At 45.5% G+C, this 6,757-nt stretch carries 6 protein-coding genes; all 6 read left to right on the top strand.

What is annotated here, in order from left to right; all coding sequences use genetic code 11:
- Window positions 1-356: 356 nt before the first annotated feature.
- Window positions 357-1,394: an alcohol dehydrogenase catalytic domain-containing protein gene (locus I2503_RS01690; RefSeq protein ID WP_196091826.1), complete on the top strand. Its 1,038-nt coding sequence runs from the start codon at window positions 357-359 to the stop codon at window positions 1,392-1,394.
- 431 nt (window positions 1,395-1,825) lie between these two features.
- Window positions 1,826-2,176: a thioredoxin family protein gene (locus I2503_RS01685; protein ID WP_196966814.1), complete on the top strand. Its 351-nt coding sequence runs from the start codon at window positions 1,826-1,828 to the stop codon at window positions 2,174-2,176.
- Between the two features lie 9 nt (window positions 2,177-2,185).
- The gene (locus tag I2503_RS01680; RefSeq protein ID WP_196091828.1) at window positions 2,186-3,061 is read left to right on the top strand and encodes a glycosyltransferase family 2 protein; all 876 of its coding nucleotides are present in this window, start codon (window positions 2,186-2,188) and stop codon (window positions 3,059-3,061) included.
- Entirely contained in the window at window positions 3,058-4,059 is a 1,002-nt protein-coding gene (locus I2503_RS01675; protein WP_196091829.1) for a sugar transferase, read from the top strand. Before I2503_RS01680 ends, I2503_RS01675 begins: the two co-directional genes overlap by 4 nt.
- Entirely contained in the window at window positions 4,059-5,813 is a 1,755-nt protein-coding gene (locus I2503_RS01670) for an SP_1767 family glycosyltransferase (RefSeq protein ID WP_196966813.1), read from the top strand. The genes I2503_RS01675 and I2503_RS01670 overlap by 1 nt, the downstream gene beginning before the upstream one ends.
- Entirely contained in the window at window positions 5,814-6,689 is an 876-nt protein-coding gene (locus I2503_RS01665; protein WP_196966812.1) for a glycosyltransferase family 2 protein, read from the top strand.
- The last annotated feature ends 68 nt before the right edge of the window (window positions 6,690-6,757 follow it).

Genomic DNA, 6,757 nt, shown 5'->3' with positions numbered 1-6,757 from the left:
CTTTGCTTCACAACTAGGCTCAGCAGGCATCAATCTGCCAAATAAATTGTCCTATTTTTAGAAAAATGGTTGACAAATGGTAGAAAAATCTCTGAAGGAGATTTTGAGCTATCTACGGCTCGCTGCCTTGTACTAAAAGAATATAAAAGGAACAAACTGGTTTCTCACACTTTGTTTGTATGGAGTGATGAGCTGAAGGATGTCTAGGAATCCGCTGCTTTTGAGGTCGGTGTTTTTAAGTGGCGAGTTGTTTGAAAAATACAAGGGGCAATACCAGTATTTAGAACAGTAGTCATTTTTTAGAAAGACACAGATGGAAAAAGTGGTATAATAGGTTGCATTGGAGGTAAAGTTAGATGAAAACAGCAGTTTATCAAAAACCTGGACAGGTTGGCCTTGTTGAGGTAGACCGTCCTCAGATTCAAGATAGTCAAGATGCGATCATTCGGATTGTTCGGACTTGCGTCTGTGGTTCAGACCTCTGGCGTTATCGCGATGAAAATATGGAGTCTGGAGCTATGAATTCTGGTCATGAGGCGATTGGGATTGTGGAAGAAGTTGGTTCCGACATTACAACAGTCAAACCAGGTGACTTTGTCATTGCTCCCTTTACTCATGGGTGTGGAGAATGTGATGCTTGTCGGGCAGGTTTTGATGGAACCTGTGATAACCACATCGGCAATAACTGGTCTGGTGGAGTTCAAGCGGAGTACATTCGTTTCCACTTTGCCAACTGGGCCTTGATTAAAATTCCAGGTCAGCCATCGGATTACTCTGAAGGAATGCTGAAGTCCTTGTTGAGTTTGGCGGACGTCATGCCGACAGGATACCATGCGGCGCGTGTGGCAGATGTGAAGCCTGGTGATAAGGTTGTTGTTATTGGTGATGGAGCTGTTGGGCAGTGTGCGGTTATTGCAGCGAAGATGCGGGGAGCTTCCCAAATTATCATGATGAGCCGACATGCGGATCGTCAAGCCTTAGCTCTTGAGTTTGGAGCGACTGCTGTCGTAGCCGAACGTGGGCAAGAAGGAATTGCTAAAGTCCGTGAAATTCTTGGAGGTGGAGCGGATGCTGCGTTGGAGTGTGTGGGGACAGAGGCTTCTATTGATCAAGCCTTGGGAGTGCTTCACAATGGTGGTCGTATCGGTTTTGTCGGTGTGCCGCATTATAATAACCATGCTTTGGGATCAACCTTTGCGCAGAATATCACCATCGGTGGTGGTTCCGCATCGGTTACTACTTATGATAAACAAGTTCTTTTGAAAGCTGTCTTGGATGGTGACATTAATCCTGGTAAAGTCTTTACAACTTCCTATGCCTTGGAAGAGATTGATCAGGCTTACCAAGACATGGATCAACGGAAGTCTATCAAATCCATGTTGATCCTCGATTAATTTTACCTTTTGCCAGGTCAATCTGGACTATGAAAGCTCGTAGGAAACACAGGGGAGGACCTCTGTGTTTTTTCTTAGAAGAGAGTCCCTGCCTTGAATTTTAGAGGTTCATCCATTAAAATAGAACAAAAGAAGTTGTACTCGAAATGATTCGAAATTGAAGAAGTGACCCATTGTAAGCAAAACAAAGGGCTTGTTGAAGCGAGAAAAAGCTTTCAGATTTTGAATAGTATTGAGTATGAGAGTTATAGTCTTTTAGTTTGCTTTTAGTACAAGGCAGCGAGGCGCAGGCAGTACTAAAGTACGGCAAGACGAGCTAACACAGTAATAAAAGATAAACTAAAAGAGTATATTAGACCTTCTCAGGTTCCTGTAAAGGAGTATTTCTGGGTAGAGGTTTAGAGTTAGCGTTTAGTTATAAAGGAGATACCATGGATTTTTATCAAGCAATTGCACCTTTTGAATTGGTGCTCACAAAGGATGTTGAGGAGCGGATCGAATCGGGCGAAGAGCTGGTTCTTTTTGTTGGTCGGGCTACGTGTCCTTACTCTCGGTTATTTGCGCCCAAGTTGGCTCAGGTTCAAGCGGAGTTAGGCTTAGAAATGGCTTTTTTGGATAGCGAGAATCCGGAAGATTTGGGAGCCCTTCAAGCCTTTCGCGCTCAGTATCAGATTGTTACTGTGCCTGGTCTCCTCGTAGCCAAGGACAAGCAGGTTCGGGTGGTCTGTGATTCATCCTTGTCACCAGAAGAAATTAAGGCTTTTATTGCCCAGGGAAAGTGAGAGAAGTCGATGCGAACTGTTAGTGTGTTGATACCGGTTTATAACGCTGAACAGTATCTTCGGGAGTGTGTCGACAGTGTCTTGAACCAATCGTATCAAGATTTGGAAATCATTCTGATTAATGACGGGTCTACCGATTCATCTGGTCTGCTGATTGAGCAGTTGAAGTTGCAGGATTCCCGTGTTAAGGTTTTCCATAAATCTCACAAGGAAGGGATAGGGGCTGCGCGAAACACAGCCTTGGATATGGCAAGAGGGGACTATGTCGTCTTTATCGATGCCGATGATTGGATGGATCCCAATCACATCGAAGATTTGGTAGAACTCTTAGAGCGGACGGGAGCCGACATCTCCATCGCCAATTTTACGCGATTCTACATGGACGATCAGCGTTACGAAATCCACATTACGGATGCGGATTACTATGAGATGGAATTGACACCAGAGGAATGGTTTCGCTACCAGTATGGCCAACCCCACAATTTGAGCCTTTGTTTCACAGTGCCTTGGGGCAAGCTTTACAAGCGCTCCTTGTTTGAGACTGTCACTTATTATACAGGTGGTTTTGGTGAGGACGATCGGACAACATGGAAGCTTTACCTCATGAGTGACAAAATTGCCTACATGCACCGTTCTAGCCTCATCTACCGTGTCAATGCGACCAGCATGACCCAGATGAGTGAGCGTGTAGAGGTCTTTTCCGAAGAACCGGTCTTGGAGCGACTTGCCCTTTTATCCATTCTGGGTTTCGACCTGTCGCAGGAAATAGCCGCTTTTAAATGGCGGGCGCAACTCAATCGTGACGATAGGATTCGTTCCGGTCAGATGCAGGCCTATAAGAATTTAGAGTTTACCTTAAAACTATTGGAAAAATACAATAAATGAGAGTTTATATTACAAACCTGAATGGGCAAGCGGCGCAAAGTACGGCCCAGATTGCCCAAAATATGGTAACGGACATTGCCACGAGCTTGGGTTATCGAGAGCTAGGGATTTATGCCTACAATATGCATGCCGATACTGAGGTGGAATTGTCCAAGCGTTTGGATGGAATTGTGGCAGGTCTTCGGCACGGGGATGTGGTCATCTTTCAAACGCCAACGTGGAATACGACGGATTTTGATGTACGCTTGATGAATAAACTCAAGGCCTATCACATTAAAATTGTGATCTTTATTCATGATGTGGTCCCGCTGATGTTTGCGGGAAATTACTATCTTATGGACCGAACAATTGAGTATTACAACAAGGCGGATGTTATTGTAGCGCCAAGTCAGAGGATGTTGACGGTTCTGCGAGAAGTAGGGCTTACGGTGGAAAAAACGTTGGTTCAGGGAATGTGGGATCACCCGACCGATGTCCCTCAGGCGGAAGCTTCTTTTAAGAAGGAAATACATTTTCCGGGATCACCGGACCGTTTTAGTTTTGTTAAGGACTGGTCCTATGAGCTGCCTTTACATCTCTACACATGGAAACAGGTGGACCTGCCGCCTACGGTCAACCATCGTGGCTATCTGCCAGATACTCGTCTTTTGATGGAATTATCAGAGGGGGGCTTCGGCCTGGTTTGGATGGATGACCATGATAAAGAGTATCAAACTCTATACTGCCCTTATAAATTGGGGACCTTTTTAGCAGCAGGAATTCCAGTTATTGTGCAAAAGGGGATTGCCAATCAGGAAATAATTGAGGCGAACGGTCTTGGTTTTGTGGTTGAGTCCATGGATGAGGCTGTGGCCAAGATTGAGGCTATGAATGAGGCAGAGTATCAAACCATGGTGGAGCGGGTACGAAGCTTTAATCCTCTACTCCGTCAAGGTTACTTCAGTCGTCGCCTCTTGACCGAGTCGGTTTTCCAAGCTCTAAACAAAGGAGGTCTCTAATGGTCGCACTGCAAGATATTCGTGTTCGTCCCATTTTGGAGAGCCTGGAGTTTATTCAAGCGCACAATCCCTCTGTCGCTCGTTTTGGAGATGGGGAAGTGGATTTAATGACAGGTTCCAGTATTCCTTATCAGGAGTATGATCCGGATTTGGCACAGGCCCTGCTGGAGATTCTCGAGACGCCCTCAGGACCGGACTTGTTGGTCTGTTTGCCGGATGTCTTCGACAACAGAGAGCGTTACAATCAGAACGCGGTTCACTTCTGGAAGCAACATTTTAATCGCTACCAGGCATTTTATGAGGAGCATTGCCAATCTCCCTGGTATGGATCGACCTTTATCTCCCGTCCTTATATTGATTTGTTGGATAAAGGCCAAGCGGCTGCCTCCTTTGCAGCCTTAAAGGACCTTTGGAAAGGACGAGACTTGTTAATCGTGGAAGGGGAAATGTCCCGTTCCGGAGCCGGTAACGATCTCTTTGCAGGTGCTGCTTCCCTACAGCGGATTATCTGCCCCTCCCGTCATGCCTTTCGTCACTATGAGTCGATTCTTGAGACAATCCTGGCTCATGCGGAAAATCGCTTGATTTTGTTGATGCTGGGACCAACCGCAAAAGTGTTGGCCCGCGATCTTCAAGAGCGAGGGCACCAGGCTATTGATTTGGGCCATATTGACTCAGAATATGAATGGTTTCAAATGGGGGTTCAGCACAAGGTCAAGCTAGGGCATAAACACACAGCAGAATTTAATTATGATGAGGGGATTGAACTAGAAGAAGATGGTGTCTATGCTAGCCAAGTTGTGGCTCGCATCGGATTAGAGAGGAAGAAAGAAGGGCTTATGCAAGAACAAACGGTTGAGAAAGATACACAGGAAGGGTTGATTTCCATCATCATTCCAGTCTATAATGTATCTTCTTATCTCCGCCGCTGTATGGATTCGATTTTGAAACAGACCTATCGTCATTTCGAAGTAATCTTGGTCAATGACGGGTCTACAGATGGCAGTGCTCTTATCTGCCAGGATTATGTGACTCAGGATTCACGGGTGCGCTTGATTCACCAAGAAAACCAGGGGCCTTCGGCTGCTAGGAATCGAGGACTTCAGGTGGCTCAGGGAGAATACGTGACCTTTATCGATTCTGACGATTTTGTCGAGGACACTTATTTGGAACTCTTATACCGGTCCTTGGTTAAAAATGACTCAGAGATTTCGATCTGTAACTTTACGTCCTTTAATGAAGAACGCCAGGCTTTTCTTTTTTCCATTACATCGGAAATGTATTTTGAAGAAGCCTATACCGTTCAGGAATGGTTGCGCAAGGAGAGTAGTGGGGCCAATAATTTGCACCTGGTCTTCACTTTCTCACCCATGAAGTTGTTTAAGCGGAGTCTTTGGGATGGTTTGCAGTATCCAGTTGGCCGTTTGCGAGAGGACGATGCGACCATTTACAAGGTTTATCTCAAGGCGCAACGGATTAGCTTTATCAACCAGCCTCTTTATTATTACTCTCAGAGTCCAGCCGGATTGTCGCGTAATGGGATGCAGGAGGATATTACCAGTATGATTTCGATTGCGGAAGAACGGTTGGCATTGTTGGTCGCACTAGGCTATGATGTGACGGAGCATCTGGAATCTTATGTGAAACGCTTGGAAAAATGCCAGGCGGATGCGCTCTATTCTGGGCAGGTCGAGCTCTTTCAGCAAATTTCCAATAAGTTAGATTTGATCCGTCATCATCGAAAGGAGGGCTAGATGGAAAAGGTAACGGTTATTGTTCCAGTTTTTAATGCAGGACCCTATTTGGTCCCGTGTTTGGACAGTATCGTCCATCAAACCTATAGCAACTTAGAAATCCTGCTCATCAATGATGGCTCAACCGATGGATCAGCCCTAGTCTGTGAGCAATATCGGGCCAAGGATGATCGCGTGCGGGTCATCCACAAAAAACTCGGCGGTGGTGGTGTGGGGGCTGCTCGTAACACAGCCCTTCCTTTAATGACAGGGAGCTATGTTCTCTTTGTGGATAATGATGACTGGTTGGAAGAAACCCATATCGAGTTTCTTTATCGAGCGCTTAAAGAGGCGGATGCGGATATCTCCATCGCTAATTTTACCGAGTTTGATGACAGTCAAAGTGCTTTTCGCTTCCACCTACAGGCAGAGGATTATTTCCGTGAGACCTATACTCCAGCTGAATGGTTCCGCTACCAATACGATGGACGCTTTGGTTTTAGTCAAAGCTTTACAGTTCCGTGGTCCAAGCTTTATAAAGCGGAGTTGTTTGAAGATATTTCCTATCCTGAAAATGAAAAAGTGGAAGATGATTACACAACCTGGCAGTTGTACTTGTTGGCAGAAAAGATTGTCTACAGTCATGCGGCCATTTATTATCATCGCAAGCGGTCGACTTCTGTCACCAGAACGGTGGATGCCGTCCACGTTTTCCCCTTGAAAAGCATTCAGGAGCGCGTGACCATTCTTTCCATGATTGGGTTTGATATTCAGGAGGAATTGAGGGCCTACCGATGGCGTCTGCAACTGCATCGAGATGTGCTATTAGAAGCCGGTCATATGCAGGAATACAAGAAGTGCGTCAATCTATTAAAGATCCTTGAAAAATGGTCCTAATACTTAACTAATTTCAAAATTAGAATACTCGCGGAATGTCAAAAAAATGACGAAGAAAGACGATGTAG

Source organism: Streptococcus sp. NLN64, from assembly GCF_015831295.1.
GTDB lineage: Bacteria > Bacillota > Bacilli > Lactobacillales > Streptococcaceae > Streptococcus.
Note: the sequence above shows the minus strand (reverse complement) of the source record. Positions and strands in the feature narration are given on the sequence as shown.